Genomic DNA, 21,302 nt, shown 5'->3' with positions numbered 1-21,302 from the left:
TATTCTCCTTAGTTTTTTATGGGCTGGATTTTTATTGTATAAAATCCAGCCTATTGACTATTCCGATAATGCATCCACTTTCTTCAATAAATCATCGCCATGTTTTTCAATAAAGCTTTTGCGAACTTTTTCTTCAATCAAGGTTTTAAAGGGCTCTGTATTGACTTTTTCAATGACTTCAACTCCTTGTTTACGTAATTTACTAATAATATTTTGTTCGTTTTTTACATTCAGATCTCGTTGGAATTGTCCAGCTTCTTTAGCCGCTTCTATAATAGCTGTTTGTAAGGCTGGTAAAAGTGAATCAAATTTTGCTTTATTCATCACAACAATGAGAGGTGTATAGCCATGATTAGTCAAACTTAAATATTTTTGTACTTCATAGAGTTTTGAAGACCAAAAAATTCCAATCGGATGCTCTTGCGCATCTACAGCTCGAGTTTCTAATGCCGTGTAAAGTTCTGCTAATGGCATTGGAACAGGATTACTTCCTAGTAATTTGAATGCCTCAATGTACATCGGATTTTGATTTGTCCGTACTTTTAACCCTTTAATATGTTCAGGTTTTGTTACTGTTTGTTTAGAATTTGAAAATGCGCGGAAACCTACATCCCAAAATGCTAAGCCTTTTAATCCTTGTTTCTCTAAGTCTTTTAATAAATTCTGTCCCACTTCGCCATCTAATACTTTATAAACGTGTTCACGATCTTTAAAAATAAAAGGAATATCAATGACATTTAATTTAGGTTCTAATCCTGTAAAATTTGGTGATCCAGACATTTCGAGATCAATTGTTCCTCCTCTTACACTACTAATCATTGTTTGTGCATTGCCTAAAGTACTATCGGGAAATAATTTTAATTTGATTTCACCTTTCGTTTTTTTCATCAAAAGATCATTAAATTTTTTAGCCGCACTATGTTGGCTATCTGAGCGTGGCGCTTCATAGCCAAAACGTAGTGATATTTCAGCTAATGCTGGAGAAGTAACTAACGTAAAACCAGCGATTAGCATGCTAAGTTTTTTGAAGTTGAAAAGTTTCATAAAAGTCTCCTTGTGTTAAGAAAATTTGTTTTACTGGATCCATTGTAGTGGCATTAAAATTAGTTCTGGAATAAAAATAAAGGTAAGTAATAACATAATCATCATCCCTAAATAGGGCATAATACCTTTCGCAGCCTGATCAAAAGGAAGCTTTGATACTCCAGTGATAACGTTCAACACATTGCCCACGGGCGGTGTAATTAAGCCAATTGAGGTATTTAAGATAAACAATACGCCGAAATAAACTGGATCAATTCCAGCTTCTTCCACAAGTGGCATTAAAACGGGGGTTAAAATTAAGACTGTTGGTGTTAAATCCATTACCATTCCTATCACAAATACAGCAAGCATAATGACCAAAAGTAAAATAGTTGGATTTTCAATTAAAGGTTCAAGCAATATTGTCAGTATTGTGGGAAGTTCAGCAACAGTAATTAAGTAGCCAGTTACATTGGCTGCGGCAACCAAAAACATAACAACTGCGGTAGTTTTTGCTGCAGCTAACAATACTTTTGGCAAATGTTTTAAGGGCAATTCACGATATATAAAGAGAGAAACAATTAATGCATAAAATGTCGCAACTACACCAGCTTCTGTAGGTGTAAATATACCTGAACGAAATCCTCCTATAATGATTACTGGTAGCATTAATGCCCAAATACTATTTTTAAAAGAAAAGCAAAGATCTTGCTTCGTCGCTTTTGAAAATGTCATTAAATTAAGGCGTTTAGCTTGCCGCCACCATAAAATAGCTAAGCAACATCCCATCATCACGCCAGGAAAAATACCTGCTAAAAATAATTTAGTGATAGATACACCACTGGCAACGCCAAAGACAATAAAAGGAATTGATGGAGGAATTATGGGCGCAATGATACCAGCAGTGCCGATTAAACCTGCAGAACGATGTATTGGATAGCCTGTGGTTTTCATCATTGGTAGTAACATAGCAGCTACAGCAGCAGTATCAGCAACAGCCGAACCAGATAAGCTTGCCATAATCATTGCACTTAAAATAGCAACAAATCCCAGCCCTCCTCGTTTATGACCTACAAGTTTCATAGGTAAATCAATAATACGTTTAGAAAGTCCTCCCTCATTCATTATTTCACCAGCAAGGATAAAAAAGGGAATAGCCATTAGAGAAAAACTATCTGCGCCACTGACAAGTTGTTGTGCAAGTATTTGTGCATTAAAAAAGTCTAGATGGATCATTAGTGCTATTCCACAAATTAGCAAGGCAAAGGCAACAGGTACACCAAGAATAATGGTACCAAGCAAGACGGAAAGAAAAATAATCACTGTCATTTTACTTCTCCTCTGAATATAAAGAATATTGTGCTTATCAAGCGAGTAATCAGTAGTGCGCTAACTAAAATGCCTGCGATTACACTTGCAAAGTAAGTTAGTCCCTGAGGTAATCCAGAAATAGGAGCGAAATTATTAAGATTAAGCTGAAATTGAATCCAACTGCCCGCAATGATGAGATAGCAACAAATCAGCATCATCATATCTGTAATAAATTTAAGTATAGCTTGACCAAATGGAGGCAGCTTGTTTACCAAAACAGTGACACTAACGTGTTGATTCTCATTGAAAGCTAACACCGCACCTAAAAATGCCAGCCAAATAAAGAGATAACGAGAAATTTCTTCAGTTATACTAATACCACTATTAAATCCATAGCGTAAAACGACATTCAAAAACACTAGAATGGACATCAAGGCTAAAATAGAAATACAAAGTATCTCTAGTGCTTTGTTAATAAAGTGGGCGAGAGATCTCATCATTACACCTCCAATTGATTATCACAAATGTGATTCGTTTTATATTATGGCGTTTTACTGGAAACATATTGCTGTTATAACGTCTTTAATTTTGCCCAAACTCGTTCATCCACTGGAATACCATTAGCTTGGTTATCAGAAAGAATAGTGGTAAATTCATGGCCAGGCAGGCGAACAGATTGAGTTGGATCAGATCGTTCTGCTGTTTTTACATAATCCATAATGCGGTTTAATTTTTCATCTTTGCTTTTACCATCAATTAAGCGATCTACTTCAATGGCGATAAACACTTGAGAAACACAGTATTCATCGTTTTTATCTTCAGTTACAGCAACTGTCGATTCACCATTCGATAGTAAGGTTGCAATCATATCCAGCACGATAGATAAACCAGAACCTTTCCAAAATCCCATAGGGAGCAAACGACGGTTTTTTTCTACAATAGAGGGATCACGAGTTAAATTTCCTTCATCATCAAAACCTGCATCAACAAAGGTTTGACGACCTGCTAAACGATGGACTTCTAACATTCCATAAGAATACATTGAGCAAGACATATCCACCATAGTGATTGGTGTGGTAGGAACTGCAATAATTAATGGATTCGTCCCTATACGGCATTCTTTAGCTCCCCAAGGGGGCATTACCGCTAATGCATTTGTCCAACAGATCCCGATATAACCTTTTTCAGCAGCTTGCCAACCGTAAGATCCTCCTCGCATCCAGTGATTAGCATTACGAAGCGCTATTACACCGACGCCATGTTGTGAAGCTAACTCTATTGCTCTATCCATCATTTTTTTGGCAGTCAAATTACCTATTGCTTGATGTGCATCCCACTGTTCTATAGAACCTAAACTTAATACTTTTGTAGGGATTGCATTGGGTACAATATCTCCCTGTTCAAGTTGTTGAATAAAACGAGGAAAACGATTTACACCATGTGAATAAGCACCAGCTTGTGTTGTATCTGCAAATGCAGTAGCGCATTCTTCTGCTAATTCCTCAGTAAGCTGACGATCTAATAAAACACGCTTAAGCTCATTTTTTAATTCATCATAAGAAACTCTCATTTTTTCCTTCCTGTATTTCATATAGTAAAACTATGTTTCATAATTTACAAAAATAAGAAAGAGCAGTCAATAAATGTAAAATAAATAAATTATTTATAAATCAATATGTTAAAATAATTTTACTGATTTTGCGATCTAGATCTCATTTTTTTTGTGATAATATTTCATATTATGAAATTAATATTGAGGTAAAAATGGAAAAAGAAAAAAGTTTAGGTAATCAAGCTTTAATCAGAGGATTACGATTATTAGATATTCTTAGTGATTATCCTAACGGTTGCCCACTTGCTAAATTAGCTGAACTTGCTAATTTAAATAAAAGTACCGTACATCGGTTGTTACAAGGATTACAAAATGAAGGTTATGTCAAACCAGCAAATGCTGCTGGTAGTTATCGATTAACCATAAAATGTTTAAGTATTGGTCAAAAAGTGTTATCGTCTATGAATATTATTCACGTGGCTTCACCTTATTTAGAACAACTTAATCTGAAATTAGGCGAAACTATCAATTTCTCAAAAAGGGAAGATGATCATGCTATTATGATTTATAAATTAGAGCCGACTAATGGAATGTTAAAAACACGAGCTTACATTGGTCAATACTTGAAATTATATTGCTCTGCAATGGGAAAAATTTTCTTAGCGTATGAAAAAAAAGTAGATTATCTTTCTCATTATTGGCAATCGCATCAAAAGGAAATTAAACAATTAACTCGTCATACGATTACAGAATTAGATGATATAAAACTTGAACTTGAAACAATCCGTCAAACAGCTTATGCGATGGATAGAGAAGAAAATGAACTAGGCGTAACCTGTATTGCTTGCCCAATTTTTGATTCATTTGGTCAAGTGGAATACGCTATCTCAGTTTCAATGTCTATTTATAGACTCAATAAATTTGGTACAGATGCTTTTTTACAAGAAATCAGGAAGACGGCGGAACAGATTTCTTTAGAATTGGGATATGAAAATATCTAACATAGGTGTCATATAATAACAGATAAAATATTCTAAAATTAACTGCACTTTCTGTGTTATTGTGAAGAATTATACGTAATAGAATCTTCTTAATTATTTGTTACGATCAGTTAGAATAATTCAATTTTTTAGCAACTTACAGGATTTTTATGCAAATTCAACGTTTCGAAAGTATTACACAAAAATACCCACAATTTCCTACCGCACTTTTAGCCAATGAAGCACTAATACAGGGGGGGGACTTTTTTGTTTTATACGGTACGAAATTGGACATAAGCACGCTAGAAAAATTTCAACAAAAGTGCGGTCAAAATTTTCAGATTTTTGATGTTTGGATGGTAGCACAAAATATTGTGGTTTTGTTGAAAGGGCAATGGGTTGCTGACTTCGTTAAATTTGCGAATGGTGTTGAAGTAGATATTGCTAAATTAGATTTCAGCCCTAAATTGTCTCAAGCTGGATTGCTCGTGATGGATATGGATTCTACCGCTATTCAAATTGAGTGTATTGATGAAATTGCGAAACTAGTGGGTGTTGGCGAACTTGTTTCTGCGATTACGGAAAGCGCAATGAGAGGTGAATTAGATTTCGAGCAAAGTTTGCGTCGTCGAGTTAGCACATTAAAAGGTGCGCCAGAAAGCATTTTGCAGCAAGTTAGAGAGAATTTACCGCTAATGTCTGGACTAATCGAAACTATCCAAACCTTACAAAAATATGGCTGGAAAACCGCAATTGCTTCAGGCGGATTTACTTATTTTGCGGATTATTTGAAAGCGTTATTACAGCTTGATTTTGCTGCATCAAATCAATTTGATATTGAAGATGGAAAACTCACTGGCTTAGTTAAAGGCGATGTGGTTGATGCCCAATATAAAGCTAAAACATTACAACGTTTGTTAGAGGAATACGGTATTGATTCACAATATTCTATTGCTATCGGTGACGGTGCAAATGACTTGGCAATGATGAATGTGGCGGGGCTGGGTGTTGCGTTCCATGCAAAACCTAAAGTGCAACAACAAGCGCAAATTGTGGTAAACTTCGCCGACTTAACCGCACTTTTATGCCTTTTAAGTGCCAATGATCGAATTTAATAAAATGGGAGAAGACTATGCCATCTTTTGATATTGTTTCTGAAATCACTTTACACGAAGTCCGTAATGCAGTGGAAAATGCAAACCGTGTGCTTAGCACGCGTTATGATTTTCGTGGTGTAGAAGCGGTAATTGAATTAAATGAAAAAAATGAAACGATTAAAATTACCACAGAATCTGATTTCCAACTTGAGCAATTAATTGAGATTTTAATTGGATCTTGCATTAAACGTGGTATTGAGCACAGTTCCTTAGATATTCCCGCAGAAAGCGAACACCACGGTAAACTTTATAGTAAAGAAATCAAACTTAAGCAGGGTATTGAAACAGAGATGGCGAAGAAAATTACTAAATTGGTAAAAGATTCTAAAATCAAAGTTCAAACTCAAATTCAGGGCGAACAAGTGCGTGTGACAGGTAAGTCACGCGATGACTTACAGGCAGTCATTCAACTTGTTAAAGGCGCTGAATTAGGCCAACCATTCCAATTTAATAATTTTAGAGATTAGTTTTCAAATAAGGGCGAAATGTTGTCATCGTTTTTTGATAAAACTTGACGAACACCACTTTCAAGCGTAACATTCGCCCGATTTTTTAACGAGAAGGACACACACTTTGGACAGTCATAGTCGATACCGAATATCGCTCTAGACGCCCGCCTTTTTATTATCGGTGCGCGTTCGCCGGTAAATTTACCGTTGTTTCGGCATCTCTTAACGAAAACTTTGCGATTTTTCACCGCACTTTCGTTTCTTCTTTAATTTGTTCACTGTTAGCTGTTCATAATCCTACAAGGAGTATGAAATGATCAACGCGTTTGCTATCAATGATTCCCGCTTGGTTCGCATTGACGAAGACCAAACTGATCTCAATACTGCCATTTGGCTTGATTTACTTGAGCCAACAGGCGAAGAACGTGAAATACTACAAGAAGGCTTAGGTCAGAGCTTAGCCTCTTTTCTAGAATTGGAAGATATTGAAGCTTCCGCCCGTTTCTTTGAAGATGAAGATGGTTTACACCTGCACTCATTTTTTTATTGCGAAGATGAAGACAATTATGCTGATTTAGCGAGTGTCGCTTTTACTATTCGTGATGGTCGTTTATTTACGTTGCGTGATCGCGAGCTACCTGCATTCCGTTTATATCGTATGCGTTCACGTAGCCAGCGTTTGTTAGAATGTAATTCTTATGAAGTTTTGCTGGATTTATTTGAAACGAAAATTGAGCAATTAGCGGACGTGATTGAAAATGTTTATGCAGATTTGGAAGAGTTGAGTCGTGTTATTTTAAACGGAAAACAAGATGAAGCCTTTGATGAAGCATTAAATACACTCACAGAACAAGAAGATACGAGTTCAAAAGTTCGTTTGTGCTTGATGGATACCCAACGTGCATTAGGTTTCTTGGTTCGCAAAACTCGCTTACCAACTAATCAGTTAGAACAAGCACGAGAAATCTTACGAGATATTGAATCTTTACAGCCTCATAATGAATCATTGTTCCAAAAAGTAAACTTTTTAATGCAAGCTGCAATGGGTTATATCAATATTGAACAGAACAAAATTATGAAATTCTTCTCAGTTGTTTCTGTGATGTTTCTTCCTGCAACATTAGTTGCATCCACTTATGGTATGAACTTTGATTTTATGCCTGAATTACATTTTAAATATGGCTATCCAATGGCAATTGGATTAATGATCGCAGCCGCACTGACACCATATATTTATTTTAGAAGAAAAGGATGGTTATGATGGAATTATCCCAAACCGCATTATTTATTGGATCAATTATTAATCTTTACGCACTTGTATTGATCTTACGAGCTTGGTTACAGTTTGCTCGAGTGGATTATTACAGTCCCGTTTCAACATTTGCAGTCAAAATGACTGATCCAGTATTAAAACCTCTACGTAAAATTGCGCCTACTGTGAAAAATATCGATACTTCTGCTTTACTGTTAGTATTTATTATCGGTATGTTGAAAGGTATTATTTATTTTGGTTTATCAGTAAATGTACTCTTAGTATTGGGCGTATTAACTGTATTGAAAAGCATTGGTTTAGCTATTTTCTATGTGCTTTTTATTGGGGCTGTTTTAAGTTGGTTTAATCGAGGTAATAATTCTATAAGTTATGCCTTTTATCAACTTTCTGAACCACTTTTAAAACCAATCCGTCGATTCTTACCTACATTAGGAATGATTGATTTTTCTCCTATGGTTGTTGTGTTTATCTTATTATTTTTAAATAATTTTATGCTTGATCTTCTAGGTGGACTTTGGATTATCGCTGGTTAGATATTCATATTCCTTATTTAAATATTGCTTTATAAAAAATATTGAAGATTTAGTTGGTAAGAATAGTATTTTCTATTCTTACCTTTTTTTTTAGAGGTTTTTGATTTTTATAATTCTTATAAAAGATATAAAATTCTTTTATAAAAATAAGGGCGGGTTTATTTATATTGATATTTAAATAGCAGAATTTATTGTCCTATTACCTAAAGTACCATCATCAATCGCTTCTTTTGGCGTCCCAATAACTTCGGCGATTTTCTCTCCATTTTTAAAAAATACAAATCCACCATTTTCCATTTTTGTCCAAGATTCATCTTTGGTTAAAGGAAATGTTGTGATGATATTGACCTTATCTCCTGCTTTTGCATAATTGCTAAAATCAATTACTCCATCATCATCAATACGGTGAGCTTTGCCAAAAGGTGCTTTTCGCATAACATAATGTAAGTTTGTTGAGCAATGTGCAATCATCCACTCGCCATTAGAAAGAATGAAATTAAACGTACCGTGTTGAGCAAGTTCTTGTGTTACTTTTTGAATTGCTTCAAAAATTTCCATTTCACTTGGTTTTTTGCGGAAAGTATTTTTAAGATACTCAGCCATATAACAGAAAGCAGCTTCAGAATCTGTAGAACCTATTGGCTGTAAAAAATGATCTGTCATATCTGGTAAGTTTTTTAAATTACCATTATGTGCAAAAACCCAGTTTTGTCCCCAAATTTCACGAATGAACGGATGGGTGTTTTCAATATTGACTTCGCCTTGTGTTGCTTTACGAATATGCGCAATGACATTAAGAGATTTAATATTATATTGTTTTACACAATCTGCGATGGGGGAAAGACTGGCTGTTTGATTATCACGAAAAATACGTACACCTCGTCCTTCAAAAAAAGCGACCCCAAAGCCATCTGAATGGCAATCTGTTAAACCTGCGCGACGACGGAAACCTTCAAAAGAAAAAACAATATCCGTCGGCGTATTACAATTCATTCCGAGTAATTGACACATAATTTTAATTAGATATAACCTCACAATATGTGAGCGATTTAACACCATTATAGGGAGAATATCAAGAGAGATTTAATGAATTTTTATGTTGTATAGATATTAATGATAGAAATCGTATTTAATCTATTATTTTTAAAGAATGGTAAAACCACTGATATTTGAAAAAAATCATTGCTTAGATAAAATTAACCACCTTTGCAACTTAACTAAGTTACTTGCTTGCCTTGTTGATTCTTGTAGTAAATTGAACTTTGAGATCGCACGATTAAATCTACATAACTTCCTTGAATTGGATCATACGAACGATAAATCGCTTCAAATTTTGTACCACGCGCATTCAGTGTCAGTGTGTATGAATGATCAAAAGGTATCGCCTTGCCATTATCTAACTGAAAATAAAAACCAAAATTCTCTTTCATACGACTTTCTCGAGAAAGCGGAAAATAAGTCGTTAAATTAGAAATTTTGCCAGTTTCTTTATTATTACAACGATAATGATATTTAATTCAGCTTGGCTAATATTATTCTTTAAAAATCGAGATTTAATGGTCTCTTTCGGCTGATGTGTTGTGGTACAAGCAAATAAATTCACAAGAGCCCCAACAAACAATGCCATCTTTAATTTATTCATAAATACAAAAACCTTGAAAATTTTGACCGCACTTTTTGTATTGAAAATTTATACTGATGCACATTTTTTAACTAGTGCCTTGGAAATTAAATAAAGTGCGGTGAGTTTTTGAGGTGTTTTAGTGGAATTAGGCACAAGATTAAAAGCTTGCCTAATCAAAGGCAGAATAGGTTAAATGCCATTTAGGTTAGTAAAGTACTGCTTTGATCTGTGTTAATGGTATTTTCTCATCCACTAGTTTTTTTAATGCTGATTTAGCTAGTTCTGTTGTTTCCATAGATTCAATATAAATAGCTTTGGTTTGTTTCTCCTGCTGAAGTAAAGCATATCTCATATTTTACCAGTCAAGACGGAAAAAATTATATGAAACGCTAAACATAATTGCCAGTATCGTTTTTGCATATATTTGTATCTGTGTTTCACTGATAGAACAGCCATCAAGCCCAATTTTTTTAGGAATGCAACAACCTATTGCTACAACCAATTTGGGATTCGCTTGAAAAGTTTTAATCCATTCTTCTTTAATAAGTGTATCCGCAACCACAAAAACTATTTGACTGCCCGACAAATCTTCCAGTTCTTGAGTTTCTAACTTGCGTCAATGGCATTTTGCTTGATTCCAAAAATTTTAAATTCCGTTCACGTGGTTGTGATTTTCAGTAAAATGCAAGCTGTGATTAATGCCGAAAATGGCTAAATTCACTGATATCAAGCACATCATAACTACGAAAGGTATCCGTGTACACAATGCTATCAGGCTTAACTTTCTCTCGGATAATTGGCAATAATATCGCTGATTGTGCATTAGGGACAACGATGGTATAAACCTTGCCATTTCGTTTGAGAAGCCTGAATACTAAATGGGATTTTTAGTCGTTATTTAGTACAGTCTCAAGATTTTTATTTAAGTGTAATGGCTGCGACAAAACAGGTAATTTTACATTCTCCGCATCCATTGCAACGTTCATTATCAATCTCTAAAGTGCTGGAGATTGCTTGTTGTGGGCAAGCGGTTTGGCAGTCTGGACAGGTTTGATTTTGTAGGATTAAACAGGCTGAGGAAAATTGTGGACGAAGTAATGTATCCGCTGGAAAATTAGGATGTAGTGCATTTGTCGGACAAACTTCTGCGCATTTACCACACAAATCACAAGGTGCGTAGTTAATTTCAAGGGTGGCTTGTTGCTGTTTTAGTTGAATTAAACCATTAGGGCAAGCTGAAGCGCATTCCCCACAACCATTGCAGACGGCGGAAAATAAATCTTCTCGTGCTGAAAAGGGAGGACGAAACTGCGTTTTTTCTATTGTTGATTTTGTAGCTGGAAATACATGACGCAATAGTCCTCTACGAGAAATGTGATGGTGGCTTAAATAAGCCTGATAATAGGCTTCGTTTTTCATTATCGATAAAATCTTACTGTCGGTACATTAATATGTAAATCTACTTGCCATTGTTGTAAAGTTTTTATGGTAAGTAATGCAAGAGCTTGATAAAAATCAGAATTTTCTATTTTGCTTAGTTGTTCAAGGAAATGATACGCCCAAGTTAAGAAGTGTTCACGTAGAAATTCGATTAATAAGTGCGGTTGATTTTCTGCTAAATATGCAGCAAGCATTAGCATTAAGCCAATATGATCTTCTGGTTCATCTTGTTGTGTTTGAAATGCGATTTGATGTTGTTGTAAGAAATCGCGTAATGCTAAGAGAGAATTACCAAAAATAACACATTCAGGATCAAGATATACGGATCCCCAAGGTGGCGTAGGTAATTCATTTGGACCAATAAATAAATACTGATATTGTTCAGTGATATTTTGTTGCAGCCCTTTTTCAATAAGTGCGGTGATTTTTTTATGTGTTTTTACATCAAATGAAATTTCCCATTCTTGCATCCAATTTGGTTGGCGAAAGAATGTCAAAATATCAGTAAGTCGTGCATCATTAGGCTCATAGTAAAATACTGCACCGAGTAAACGCCCATAAATAGAAATTTGTTGAAGAGTATTTTGCATAGTATCTCCGAAAACAATTTGTCGTTAGTGAATGGGGATATGAGGGTTGGTTAAATATTACTAATTAACGTTTCTAAAAATTGAGGCGTATGCTATACGCCTCAACATAATTTAACCACCAATCGTCATGCCGTAAGTCATATGTAATCCATAAAATAATACGCGACCGATGCCTTCAGCTACTAACGTTAATAGAACGGAAATACCTAATAGTCCTATGTTTTTCACTCGGAATAAGAGGAAAGCTACAATGGAAAGTAAACATAAGCGAGTTACGGTCATTATGGCATAATTTGGTACGAGGTCAGCGGCATTTTGAATAGCACTGTGAATATTGTGTAAATTGAAGCCTTGATATATGGCTACTATTGCGACCAATAATACTCCAATGGCAAATAAACTTGGCAGATGCTGAAGCTGATATTCACGTTGTTTATTAGGGATTAATAACGCATAGCTTAATGTTAATCCACCTAATACAACGGTAAGATAGAATGACCAAGAGGTTAATGCATTATTCCAAGTTGGTATGCTTGTAATATGGTAAACCTGATTCATTACATACATAAATAGTATGCCGATAAGAGCGGTCACAATTCGCCATACATTTCCAAGTGAAACTGGCATTTTACCTAAAATTGCAATCAGCCAGTAGAAACCTGCTAATGCGAAAAATATTGCACCAGTGGCAATTTCATTACTCATCATTGATGAGCCGACTCTATTAAGTGAATTAAATGCACGTATAGGTAAGCCAAGATGCATAATGGAAGCAATAAATCCAATACCTAGCAAAGCCAAAATCACAAACATTACTTTATGAATATAAGTGCTACTTTTTGTATTTTTCTCATTAAATAGTACAAATGTGAAAACAAGCCAAGCACCGACCGCACTTTGTGCCAAAACTGTAAAAAATACTAGTGGCAGTTCATATAATCCTGTATTCATCTTACACCTCTCTTGGGTTTCCTAAGAACCCACTTGTATCGCCACTTAAACGAGCGTGTTTATTGGGTTTTACCACTAAATTTGGTTGAGTGATATCAGCCGGTGGTAGTGGTGCGATGGAGGCTTGTGTGCCATATTTTGCTCGAAGTTCATCAATAGGAGCGAAATCCAATGCTCGTAGTGGGCAGGCATCAACACAAATCGGTTTTTGACCTGATTTTACGCGAGAATAACATCCATCACATTTTGTCATATGACCTTTTTGTGCATCATATTGCGGTGCATCATAAGGACATGCCATATGGCAATAACGACAACCGATACAAATTTCTTCATTGACGATCACGAAACCATCTGCATTTTTGTGCATTGCACCAGTTGGGCAAACTTTTGTACAAGCAGGATCTGCACAATGATTACAAGAAATAGACATATAATAAGCAAATATATTTTGATGCCAGCATCCATCTGCTTGTTGATTCCACTGACCACCTGTATATTCATAAATACGACGAAAATTGACTTCTGTGCCAAGATCTTTGTAATCCTTACAGGCTAATTCACAAGTTTTACAGCCTGTGCAGCGTTCAGAATCAAAATAAAAACCATATTGTTCCATAATTATCCCCCTACAAACGTTCCACTTGAACTAAATTAGAATGTTGCGGATTACCTTTCGCAAGCGGTGATGGGCGTTGTGTCGTAAGTACATTAATGCAACCTGAATGATCGATACGATCTTTATCTGGTGCATACCAAGCCCCCTCGCTTAATGCCACAACCCCTGGAATAATACGGGGGGTAATTTTTACATTAATACGTACTTCGCCTCGATCATTAAAGATACGAATCATATCGCCATTTTTAATATTACGAGGTTCTGCATCAATAGGATTCATCCAAACTTCTTGTGGATTAGCTGCTTTTAATACATCCACATTGCCATAAGTTGAATGGGTTCTCGCTTTATAGTGAAAACCACTTAGTTGTAACGGATATTTTTCCATTAATGGATCACCGTAATGCTCAAAACTTTGGGCGTGAATAGGTAAGGGATGAATCACTTCATCTTCTGCTAATTTCCAAGTTTTTGCTATTTCAGCTAGACGAGAAGAATAAATTTCAATTTTGCCAGATGGCGTTTTAAGTGGATGGGCTTCTGGATTATCACGGAAATCTTTGTATGCAACTTTAAAGCCATTAGGATCAACCTTTTTAAAAATACCTTGTTGTCTAAATTCTTCAAAAGTAGGTAATTCAGGTAATTTTTCTCGAGATTGCTCATAAATATGGCGTAACCATTCCTCTTGTGTTCTTCCTTCAGTAAATTTTTCTTTTACGCCCATTTTCTCAGCTAAATCACTCAACATATCGTAAATAGGTCTACATTCAAAAGATGGTTTGATCACTTGATCTGCAAAAATGACATAGGCCATATTGGATACAAAGGCATCTAAAGCGAAATCCATTTGTTCTGAAGTTGTACAATCTGGTAATAAAATATCACTGTATTTGGCAGTAGATGTCATATGATTATCAATAGTAATGATCATTTCACATTGGGTATCATCTTGTAAAATATCGTGGGTACGATTGATTTGTGCATGCTGATTAATCAAACAGTTACTTGCGTAATTCCAAATTACTTTAATGGGGGAAGATAATTTATCAACACCACGAATACCATCTGTAAGTGCGGTCATTTCTGTGCCTCGAATAATTGCATCTGTCCATAAAAACATTGGAATGCTTGCTTTCACGGGATTTTTCAGCGTAGGCATCCGCACAAATGGAATGCTGTACGCACTTTCACGTGCACCAGTGTTACCGCCGTGAATTCCAACATTACCCGTTAAGATTGGTAACATCGCAATGGCACGAGAGATTAATTCTCCATTACTACGACGTTGAGGCCCCCAGCCTTGGGAAATAAAGGCAGGTTTTGTACTACCAATTTCACGTGCGAGTTTAATAATTCTCTCCGCTGGAATACCAGTGATTTTAGCCGCCCATTCAGGGGTTTTAGCGATACCATCATCATCACCATAACCTAAAATATAGGCTTTATAATGACCATTTTTAGGGGCGTCAGCGGGTAATGTTTTTTCATCATAACCAACACAATATTTATCTAAGAAAGGTTGATCCACGAGATTTTCTTTAATCATTACATAAGCAAGGGCAGCAACAAGGGCTGCATCAGTACCCGGACGAATTGGGATCCACTCATCTTCACGCCCTGCACCAGTATCATTATAACGAGGATCGATAATAATCATTTTGGCATTGGAACGAGCTTTGGCTTGTTCAATACAATAAGTTAAACCACCTCCACTCATACGAGTTTCTGCAGGATTATTACCGAATAACACTATTAATTTGGTGTTTTCAATGTCAGCCATTCCATTTCCCAATGCCCAACCACCACCATAGGTATAATCTAAACCGACTGCAATTTGTGCGGTGCTGTAATCACCATAATGGTTTAAATATCCACCAATACAATTCATAAAACGAGCGATCATAGTGGATGCAGGTGGCCAAGATTTAGCCATTGTGCCACCGAGTGTTCCCGTACCATAGTTTAAATAAATTGATTCATTGCCATATTTTTTGATATTGCGTTTCAATGCGTCTGCAATTTCAGTTAAAGCCTCATCCCAACTGATTCGTTTGAATTTACCTTCTCCGCGTTTACCTATACGTTTCATTGGATATTTTAAACGGTCTGGGTTATACACCCGACGACGCATAGAACGTCCACGTAGACAAGCACGAACCTGATGATCAAGATTATATGTTTCTGTCCCCGTATTATCGGTTTCCACATAAGTGATTCGGTTATCTTTTACGTGCATTCGTAATGGACAACGGCTACCACAGTTTACTGTACAAGCACTCCAAACAATACGTTCCTGGCTATTTTCATTGAGGTATTGTGTCTCTTTAGCCATTACATTGAAAGGTAAAGTAAGATTTGAAACTGCCAGTGCAGCTCCCGCAGATGACGCCTTGACAAAATCTCGGCGACTTATTTGATTAAAGTTACTCATAATATCGTCCCCCACAGTAAGATCGAGTAATAACTAAAACGAGTTAATTATAATCTTTGTATAGAAGTTTTACTTGAGCCAAATCAACTAATTATTAATAGGTACATTATTTATAGGGTATTTTAGTAGGTTGATGTTTTTATAAATTTTGGAATAACAAATTGACTATAGATTTAAAAATCCGTTAGCATAGTGGCGTATTAGTTTATCTAATATGTTAAGTTTAACTATTATTAACTAGAGGATCTTTTCATGAAGAAACTTATCGCGGTTGCGGTGTTTTCTGCGTGTGGCTCGTTAGCCCATGCAAACACCATTATTCCCAACTACAATACAGACGCCCATCTTTACGAATTCACGCAAACCTACGATTTAGTTGCACCAAAAGGCTCGCAAGGACAAACCAATTTATGGGTTCCATTGCCATTTAATGGAGAATACCAACAAGTGAAATCGATTCATTTTGAAGGTAATTACATGAATGCCTATATAACAGAAAACAATAAATACGGTGCGAAAACCTTATTTGCCACTTGGGATAAAGATGCACAAAAACGTGATTTAAAAGTCACGATGGTCATTGAAACAAAAGACCGTGAACCGATGGTGAAAGGTGCTTTAGAGAATTATACTCCGCCAAAAGATATTCAGTATTCAGTGGATGTACAAGAGTACTTAAAAGCTACTCCACATATTAAAACTGATGGCATTGTGAAAGAATTTGCTGACAAAATCGTAGGTAAAGAAACTAATCCATTGAAAAAAGCAGAACTTATTCACCATTGGATCGTAAAAAATATGGAACGTGATAATTCTGTATTAGGTTGTGGCGACGGCGATGTAGAAAAAATTCTTACTACTGGCGTATTAAAAGGTAAATGTACCGATATTAACTCTGTATTTGTGGCGCTTGCTCGTGCGGCAGACATCCCAGCCCGTGAAATTTTTGGTATTCGCTTAGGTGCGGCAGAGAAAATGGGCAAATATTCCAAAGGTGCTTTCGGTAGTGCGAATGAACAAGGCATCGCAAACGTAAGTGGCGGTCAGCACTGCCGTGCTGAATTCTACCTTGCTGGTTTTGGTTGGGTACCAGTGGATTCCGCAGACGTTGCCAAAATGCGTTTAGCTGAGAAAAAATCTGTTGAAGATAAAGATACACAGGCCGTAGCAAAATATTTGTTTGGTAACTGGGAAGCAAACTGGGTCGGATTTAATCATGCCCGTGACTTCGATTTATATCCACAACCAGAACTGGCTCCAATCAATAACTTCGGCTATCCGTATGCTGAAGTGGGTGGCGATCCGTTAAATTCCTTTGATCCAAAAGAATTTAAATATGACTACGTCTCTAAAAAACTCTAATAAATCCTTTTGGATTGCCATAGCCACCGCACTTAGTGCCGCGGTGGCATCAACGTTGTGCTGTATTGCGCCTTTGATCTATTTAGTATTTGGCGTGTCATCTACATGGTTGATTGGCTTGGGCGAATATGATTATTTGCGTATTCCTATGCTTATCGTTTCATTATGTGCCTTTACCTATGGATTTTGGCTGTTGATGTTTTCCAAAAAAATCATTTGTAGCAAATATATTTCCCGTAAAAAGCTCATTGTTTTATATTGGATTGTATTTATTGTCATGCTCTTTTTCTTAACTTATCCAACCATTTTACCGTGGATTTTAGAGCTTTCTAATTAGGAACAAAAAATGAAGAAATTAACGATCGCACTTTTACTTTCATTATTCACCTTCTTTATCGCTCAGGCGGAAGAAACAAAGCAAGTTGTGCTAAAAGTGAATGAAATGAACTGCCAGCTTTGTGCTTATTTAGTGAATAAAGAGTTACGCAATATTGATGGCGTGATTTCCACTAAAGCCTCCATTAAAGATAGAACCGTTACTGTTGTAGAAGACCCCAAAGTGGTTGATGAGCAATTGATTAATGCCATTCACAAATTGGAATATACAACGGAAGTGATTAAATAAAGTGATAAAAAAATAAAAGTGCGGTCGATTTTTGAGAGGTTTTAAAACTCTTTAGAAATTGACCTCACTTTTTATCTTTAAGAATCGACTTATTTAATCACGCCACATGCCATACGTGGACCGCCACCGCCAAGTGGAGCAGGATGATCTGAGTGGTTATCGCCACCTGCGTGAATCATAATAGAGTGACCACGAACTTCATCTAATTTTTTAAGACGTGGAGCTAAAACAGGGTTAGTTGCTGTACCATCATGTAATACTGTTAAAGCCGGTAAGTCACCTAAGTGAGCATCATCTTGCCATGGGTAACCATGTTGTTTTGCACCTTTAGAATCCCAGTGACCGCCAGCCGCCTAAACCTGCTATTAATTTACCGTCTTTTTCTTTTGGTTCACAGCTTGGGTTTTCATGAATATGGAAACCATGTAAACCTTCAGCTAAACCTTGTAGATTTGGTGTAAACACTAAACCATAATTTGATTCAGTAATGGTTACAGTCCCTACATCTTTGTTACCATTTGCAGGATCTAATTGTTGTACTTTTACTTCGATTGAAGGACCTGCTGGTTTTGCCATATGGTCATGTGCATTTGCCACGCCAGCAGCACAAATTCCGCTGATTGCTAATGCTAAGAGAGTTTTCATTTTCATCATAAGCTCCTTTACTTTAGAAAGACTCAAATTAATTCTACTTAAATACCAATAAAAAAATAGTGGTTTATATTAAATATTTGACAATTAAATTGACTTAATTTCCCTATTGATCGTAAATTAAATTACTGATTATTAATTATTTTTGCGTTTCATTGTAGTATTGATATGCTTTATCCATATCTTCAAAATGATGCATGATGCCATTTTCCAATACTACCGCATTATCACAATAAGCTCTCATTGCACTTGGACTGTGTGAAACCAAAATAATTGAACGATCTTTGCGCTTTTCAAATAATTCATACTTGCATTTCTCTGTAAATCGAGAGTCTCCCACCGCTATTACTTCATCGATCAAGTAACAATCAAATTCAACAGAAAGCGAAAGAGCAAATGCAAGCCGAGCTTTCATCCCTGAAGAGTATTTCTTAACTGGTTCATAAAGATAATCACCTAATTCAGAAAACTCTTTTGTAAAACGAGTCACATATTCAGGATCAACATCACATAAACGGCAGATAAAAAGCAGGTTATCCATCCCGGTTAAGCTTCCCTGAAATGCACCACTAAAAGCTAATGGCCAAGAAATACTCATTGAACGATCAATAGTGCCGCTTGTTGGGGGTTCTACTCCACTGATCAACCGAATAAGTGTTGATTTGCCTGCTCCATTTCGTCCTAGGATCCCAATTTTCTCACCTTTTTTTAACTCAAAATTGATATCTTTTAGTACCGTTTTCCAACCACTATTAGTGTGATACTTTTTACACACTTTATTCACACGAATCATTGCGGCTCAATCCCTTTACTGAAATTTTTAACCATCACTAAGCCAATTAGCAATAAAGCCAAATCACTTACGACTAAAAATCCGATGCTCTCATAAGTGACTACCGTATCCCCAAAGTAACCATGACGAAACATTTCCGTACCATGAATCATTGGAAGCCAAAGTGCAATAGATTGAGCCTGTGATGGAAGATTATGTACAAAGAAAAATGCTCCTGAAATAGGTAACAATACGAAACTTAAGGTCCCCCAAATTTTACCAAAAACCTCAAATTGCTGAGCGATAGCACAAATAATTAGGCCTAAGCTAAAAGCAAACATAGCCATGAGAAACCATGCAATAAGCATATAAAACACATCTTGTGGCGCATCAATCCAACCGATCATCACCAGGATTACCATAAAAAGAATTTGAGCAATAGAAGCCCCCGCCACCTCCAGTAAAACTCGTGTAAAAATAGTATCTAACACACGAACATTTCGATGATAAAGTAAGCTAAGATTTGCTGAAATTGATCCAATTGCACGATTCGAAGCATTGCGCCACATCATCGCCATAGGATAGCCCGTCATGACAAAAGCAATCATATTTAAAGTTGAAAATTTATCAGCACGAATAAATTTCCACATCATCACAATAAAAAAAGTCATGAGTAAAGGCTCAACAAACAGCCATAGAAAGCCAATATTTTTACGCCCATAACGAGTGATTATTTCACGCATAAGTAATGCGTTAATCACCTTCCCTTGAATCGCTAATGATTGTTTAAACGTTGTTTGATCACCATATTTCATTAGTTTTTATGCTCTCTTATGCTTGCGATAAGTAAACTCAATACACCATATAACATTAAACCGACAATAAAGGTCGCAATGATATTATAAATACGACTTGGCTCTAATGCCCAGTCAGGTTTACTTGGTTGACTAATTATTTCTAAATAAAGTTGTTGGCGATCGGCTTCTCCGCGAGTGTTTTGTAAAGATGTCATTGCTGCGGTCAATTGTTGTTGAGCAAGCTCATTGTCTAAGACTAAACGTTGATAATCTGCAGTTTGTGTTGCAGCTGAATTTCCATTACCTGATAATTGACGTGTTTGTTCATCAATTTCTCTTTTCAAACTTTTCTGGCGCATTTGCAATGCGGGTACTTGTGGGTTATCTGGCGTGATTGAAGTTAATTGTGCTAATTGAGTTTCAACTCGGATTAATTCACTTTTCAACATTGAAATTAATGAAATTTGCACTCCAGATTGAGCCGGTAAATCAAAAATTTTATTTTTAATACGATATTGACTCAATGCTTGTGCAGTTTCATTCACATTTTTCTCTGCATCTTTTACGGCCTGCTCAGCAAATTCAATCGTATCTTTTCTTGCACGCTCATTTAATCTATTGATTAATGATTCACCTTCTTTCAATAAGCGCTCATTGATTTGATAACCTTCTTCAGCATCAAAAGCATGCACTCGCAATGTTGCAATGCCAGAAATAGAATCCACATCAACACTCAAACGTTCTTTAAAATAACGATAGAATGCCTCTTGTGTATCATTCAAACCAAACCCATTAAAGCGGCTTAATAAATCGCCTTTTTCAGAATAAAAAGTGCGAAGAGGCAAACTTTGCTCTAATGCTGATAGTGCTGTACGTGAACGCATATACTCTTGCACAGAGTAAGTATCATCCTGTGAACGAGAAAAACCCGTACTTTGCAATAATGCACCAACTCCGCTTAAAGAAGACTGACTACGAGGAGAACGTACTACAAAACTAGATTCTGAAACATAAATATCAGATGCTAACAGACCAAAATATACTGCAGAAAAAGCAGTTGGAATCAATACAGTTAATCCAAAAAGCGAATTCATTTTATTCCAAAGTGATTTCTTCTTTTTCTTCGGTGCCACTGGGTTTTCGGTTGTCATATTATCCC

General features: G+C 36.2%; 21 protein-coding genes and 3 pseudogenes. 8 read left to right on the top strand and 16 right to left on the bottom strand.

All coding sequences use genetic code 11. The annotated features are described in order from the left end of the window. Positions 1 to 57 precede the first annotated feature (57 nt). From ACPT8Q_RS09430 to yiaK, 4 genes are all read right to left on the bottom strand, one after another. On the bottom strand, positions 58 to 1,044 hold the full coding sequence (locus ACPT8Q_RS09430; RefSeq protein WP_040035138.1) for a TRAP transporter substrate-binding protein: 987 nt from the start codon (positions 1,042 to 1,044) through the stop codon (positions 58 to 60). 30 nt (positions 1,045 to 1,074) lie between these two features. After that, positions 1,075 to 2,352: a TRAP transporter large permease subunit gene (locus tag ACPT8Q_RS09425; RefSeq protein ID WP_061671260.1), complete on the bottom strand. Its 1,278-nt coding sequence runs from the start codon at positions 2,350 to 2,352 to the stop codon at positions 1,075 to 1,077. Next, positions 2,349 to 2,831, bottom strand: a complete 483-nt coding sequence (locus ACPT8Q_RS09420; RefSeq protein WP_012055359.1) for a TRAP transporter small permease — start codon at positions 2,829 to 2,831, stop codon at positions 2,349 to 2,351. Before ACPT8Q_RS09420 ends, ACPT8Q_RS09425 begins: the two co-directional genes overlap by 4 nt. A gap of 74 nt (positions 2,832 to 2,905) precedes the next feature. After that, positions 2,906 to 3,904 (bottom strand): 3-dehydro-L-gulonate 2-dehydrogenase, encoded by a 999-nt coding sequence (gene yiaK, locus ACPT8Q_RS09415; protein WP_040035137.1) that lies wholly within the window; start codon positions 3,902 to 3,904, stop codon positions 2,906 to 2,908. A gap of 194 nt (positions 3,905 to 4,098) precedes the next feature. Here yiaK and ACPT8Q_RS09410 point away from each other — a divergent pair, with 194 nt between their 5' ends. From ACPT8Q_RS09410 to ACPT8Q_RS09390, 5 genes are all read left to right on the top strand, one after another. Beyond that, positions 4,099 to 4,887 carry an IclR family transcriptional regulator gene (locus ACPT8Q_RS09410; protein WP_050848370.1) on the top strand — a complete coding sequence of 263 codons (789 nt, stop codon included), beginning with the start codon at positions 4,099 to 4,101 and terminating at the stop codon, positions 4,885 to 4,887. A gap of 149 nt (positions 4,888 to 5,036) precedes the next feature. After that, a complete protein-coding gene (gene serB, locus ACPT8Q_RS09405) occupies positions 5,037 to 5,981 on the top strand; it encodes a phosphoserine phosphatase (RefSeq protein ID WP_050948638.1) in 945 nt (314 codons plus the stop codon). 17 nt (positions 5,982 to 5,998) lie between these two features. Next, positions 5,999 to 6,490: a YajQ family cyclic di-GMP-binding protein gene (locus ACPT8Q_RS09400; RefSeq protein WP_005629625.1), complete on the top strand. Its 492-nt coding sequence runs from the start codon at positions 5,999 to 6,001 to the stop codon at positions 6,488 to 6,490. Between the two features lie 295 nt (positions 6,491 to 6,785). Further along, positions 6,786 to 7,733 carry a magnesium/cobalt transporter CorA gene (corA, locus tag ACPT8Q_RS09395; protein WP_021034831.1) on the top strand — a complete coding sequence of 316 codons (948 nt, stop codon included), beginning with the start codon at positions 6,786 to 6,788 and terminating at the stop codon, positions 7,731 to 7,733. Next, a complete protein-coding gene (locus ACPT8Q_RS09390; protein WP_021034832.1) occupies positions 7,733 to 8,278 on the top strand; it encodes a YggT family protein in 546 nt (181 codons plus the stop codon). The genes corA and ACPT8Q_RS09390 overlap by 1 nt, the downstream gene beginning before the upstream one ends. Before the next feature lie 174 nt (positions 8,279 to 8,452). On the opposite strand, the gene ACPT8Q_RS09385 is transcribed toward ACPT8Q_RS09390, so the two are convergent. The 8 genes and pseudogenes from ACPT8Q_RS09385 to ACPT8Q_RS09350 all read right to left on the bottom strand — a co-directional run bounded on the left by ACPT8Q_RS09385 (position 8,453) and on the right by ACPT8Q_RS09350 (position 15,936). After that, complete coding sequence (locus ACPT8Q_RS09385) at positions 8,453 to 9,289, bottom strand: class II glutamine amidotransferase (RefSeq protein WP_014550958.1); 837 nt, start codon at positions 9,287 to 9,289, stop codon at positions 8,453 to 8,455. A gap of 206 nt (positions 9,290 to 9,495) precedes the next feature. Next, positions 9,496 to 9,920 (bottom strand): annotated as a pseudogene (locus ACPT8Q_RS09380) (hypothetical protein). Positions 9,921 to 10,551: 631 nt separating this feature from the next. Then, positions 10,552 to 10,777, bottom strand: a pseudogene (locus ACPT8Q_RS09375) (transposase); the annotation flags it as partial. Between the two features lie 43 nt (positions 10,778 to 10,820). Beyond that, positions 10,821 to 11,321 carry a ferredoxin-type protein NapF gene (gene napF / locus ACPT8Q_RS09370; protein WP_061671259.1) on the bottom strand — a complete coding sequence of 167 codons (501 nt, stop codon included), beginning with the start codon at positions 11,319 to 11,321 and terminating at the stop codon, positions 10,821 to 10,823. After that, positions 11,321 to 11,932, bottom strand: coding sequence for a Tat proofreading chaperone DmsD (gene dmsD / locus ACPT8Q_RS09365; protein WP_050948635.1), 612 nt, complete (start codon positions 11,930 to 11,932; stop codon positions 11,321 to 11,323). Before dmsD ends, napF begins: the two co-directional genes overlap by 1 nt. 111 nt (positions 11,933 to 12,043) lie before the next feature. Continuing rightward, positions 12,044 to 12,883, bottom strand: coding sequence for a dimethyl sulfoxide reductase anchor subunit family protein (locus ACPT8Q_RS09360; protein WP_050948634.1), 840 nt, complete (start codon positions 12,881 to 12,883; stop codon positions 12,044 to 12,046). Between the two features lies 1 nt (position 12,884). Further along, complete coding sequence (locus ACPT8Q_RS09355) at positions 12,885 to 13,502, bottom strand: DMSO/selenate family reductase complex B subunit (RefSeq protein WP_038441398.1); 618 nt, start codon at positions 13,500 to 13,502, stop codon at positions 12,885 to 12,887. A gap of 10 nt (positions 13,503 to 13,512) precedes the next feature. Next, positions 13,513 to 15,936: a DMSO/selenate family reductase complex A subunit gene (locus ACPT8Q_RS09350; RefSeq protein ID WP_061671258.1), complete on the bottom strand. Its 2,424-nt coding sequence runs from the start codon at positions 15,934 to 15,936 to the stop codon at positions 13,513 to 13,515. A gap of 252 nt (positions 15,937 to 16,188) precedes the next feature. On the opposite strand from ACPT8Q_RS09350, the gene ACPT8Q_RS09345 reads away from it, so the two are divergent. From ACPT8Q_RS09345 to ACPT8Q_RS09335, 3 genes are read left to right on the top strand one after another with little or no spacing between them, the layout of a single operon-like run. Further along, on the top strand, positions 16,189 to 17,298 hold the full coding sequence (locus ACPT8Q_RS09345; protein WP_050948632.1) for a transglutaminase-like domain-containing protein: 1,110 nt from the start codon (positions 16,189 to 16,191) through the stop codon (positions 17,296 to 17,298). Continuing rightward, entirely contained in the window at positions 17,273 to 17,635 is a 363-nt protein-coding gene (locus tag ACPT8Q_RS09340; RefSeq protein ID WP_050948631.1) for a mercuric transporter MerT family protein, read from the top strand. The genes ACPT8Q_RS09345 and ACPT8Q_RS09340 overlap by 26 nt, the downstream gene beginning before the upstream one ends. A 9-nt stretch (positions 17,636 to 17,644) precedes the next feature. After that, positions 17,645 to 17,923 carry a heavy-metal-associated domain-containing protein gene (locus ACPT8Q_RS09335; RefSeq protein ID WP_050948630.1) on the top strand — a complete coding sequence of 93 codons (279 nt, stop codon included), beginning with the start codon at positions 17,645 to 17,647 and terminating at the stop codon, positions 17,921 to 17,923. 89 nt (positions 17,924 to 18,012) lie between these two features. Here ACPT8Q_RS09335 and sodC read toward each other — a convergent pair. From sodC to bexC, 4 genes and pseudogenes are all read right to left on the bottom strand, one after another. After that, positions 18,013 to 18,574 (bottom strand): annotated as a pseudogene (gene sodC / locus ACPT8Q_RS09330) (superoxide dismutase [Cu-Zn] SodC). A 139-nt stretch (positions 18,575 to 18,713) separates the two neighbouring features. Beyond that, positions 18,714 to 19,367, bottom strand: coding sequence for a capsule polysaccharide exporter ATP-binding protein BexA (bexA, locus tag ACPT8Q_RS09325; RefSeq protein ID WP_050948629.1), 654 nt, complete (start codon positions 19,365 to 19,367; stop codon positions 18,714 to 18,716). Next, entirely contained in the window at positions 19,364 to 20,161 is a 798-nt protein-coding gene (gene bexB / locus ACPT8Q_RS09320; RefSeq protein ID WP_050948628.1) for a capsule polysaccharide exporter permease BexB, read from the bottom strand. Before bexB ends, bexA begins: the two co-directional genes overlap by 4 nt. Further along, positions 20,161 to 21,294 carry a capsule polysaccharide exporter BexC gene (gene bexC / locus ACPT8Q_RS09315; RefSeq protein ID WP_050948627.1) on the bottom strand — a complete coding sequence of 378 codons (1,134 nt, stop codon included), beginning with the start codon at positions 21,292 to 21,294 and terminating at the stop codon, positions 20,161 to 20,163. The genes bexB and bexC overlap by 1 nt, the downstream gene beginning before the upstream one ends. Positions 21,295 to 21,302: the final 8 nt, after the last annotated feature.

The sequence above is a fragment of the Haemophilus sp. HN_Hi10 genome (assembly GCF_049821985.1).
Classification (GTDB): domain Bacteria; phylum Pseudomonadota; class Gammaproteobacteria; order Enterobacterales; family Pasteurellaceae; genus Haemophilus; species Haemophilus influenzae_D.
This window is presented reverse-complemented; position numbering and strand designations above follow the sequence as displayed.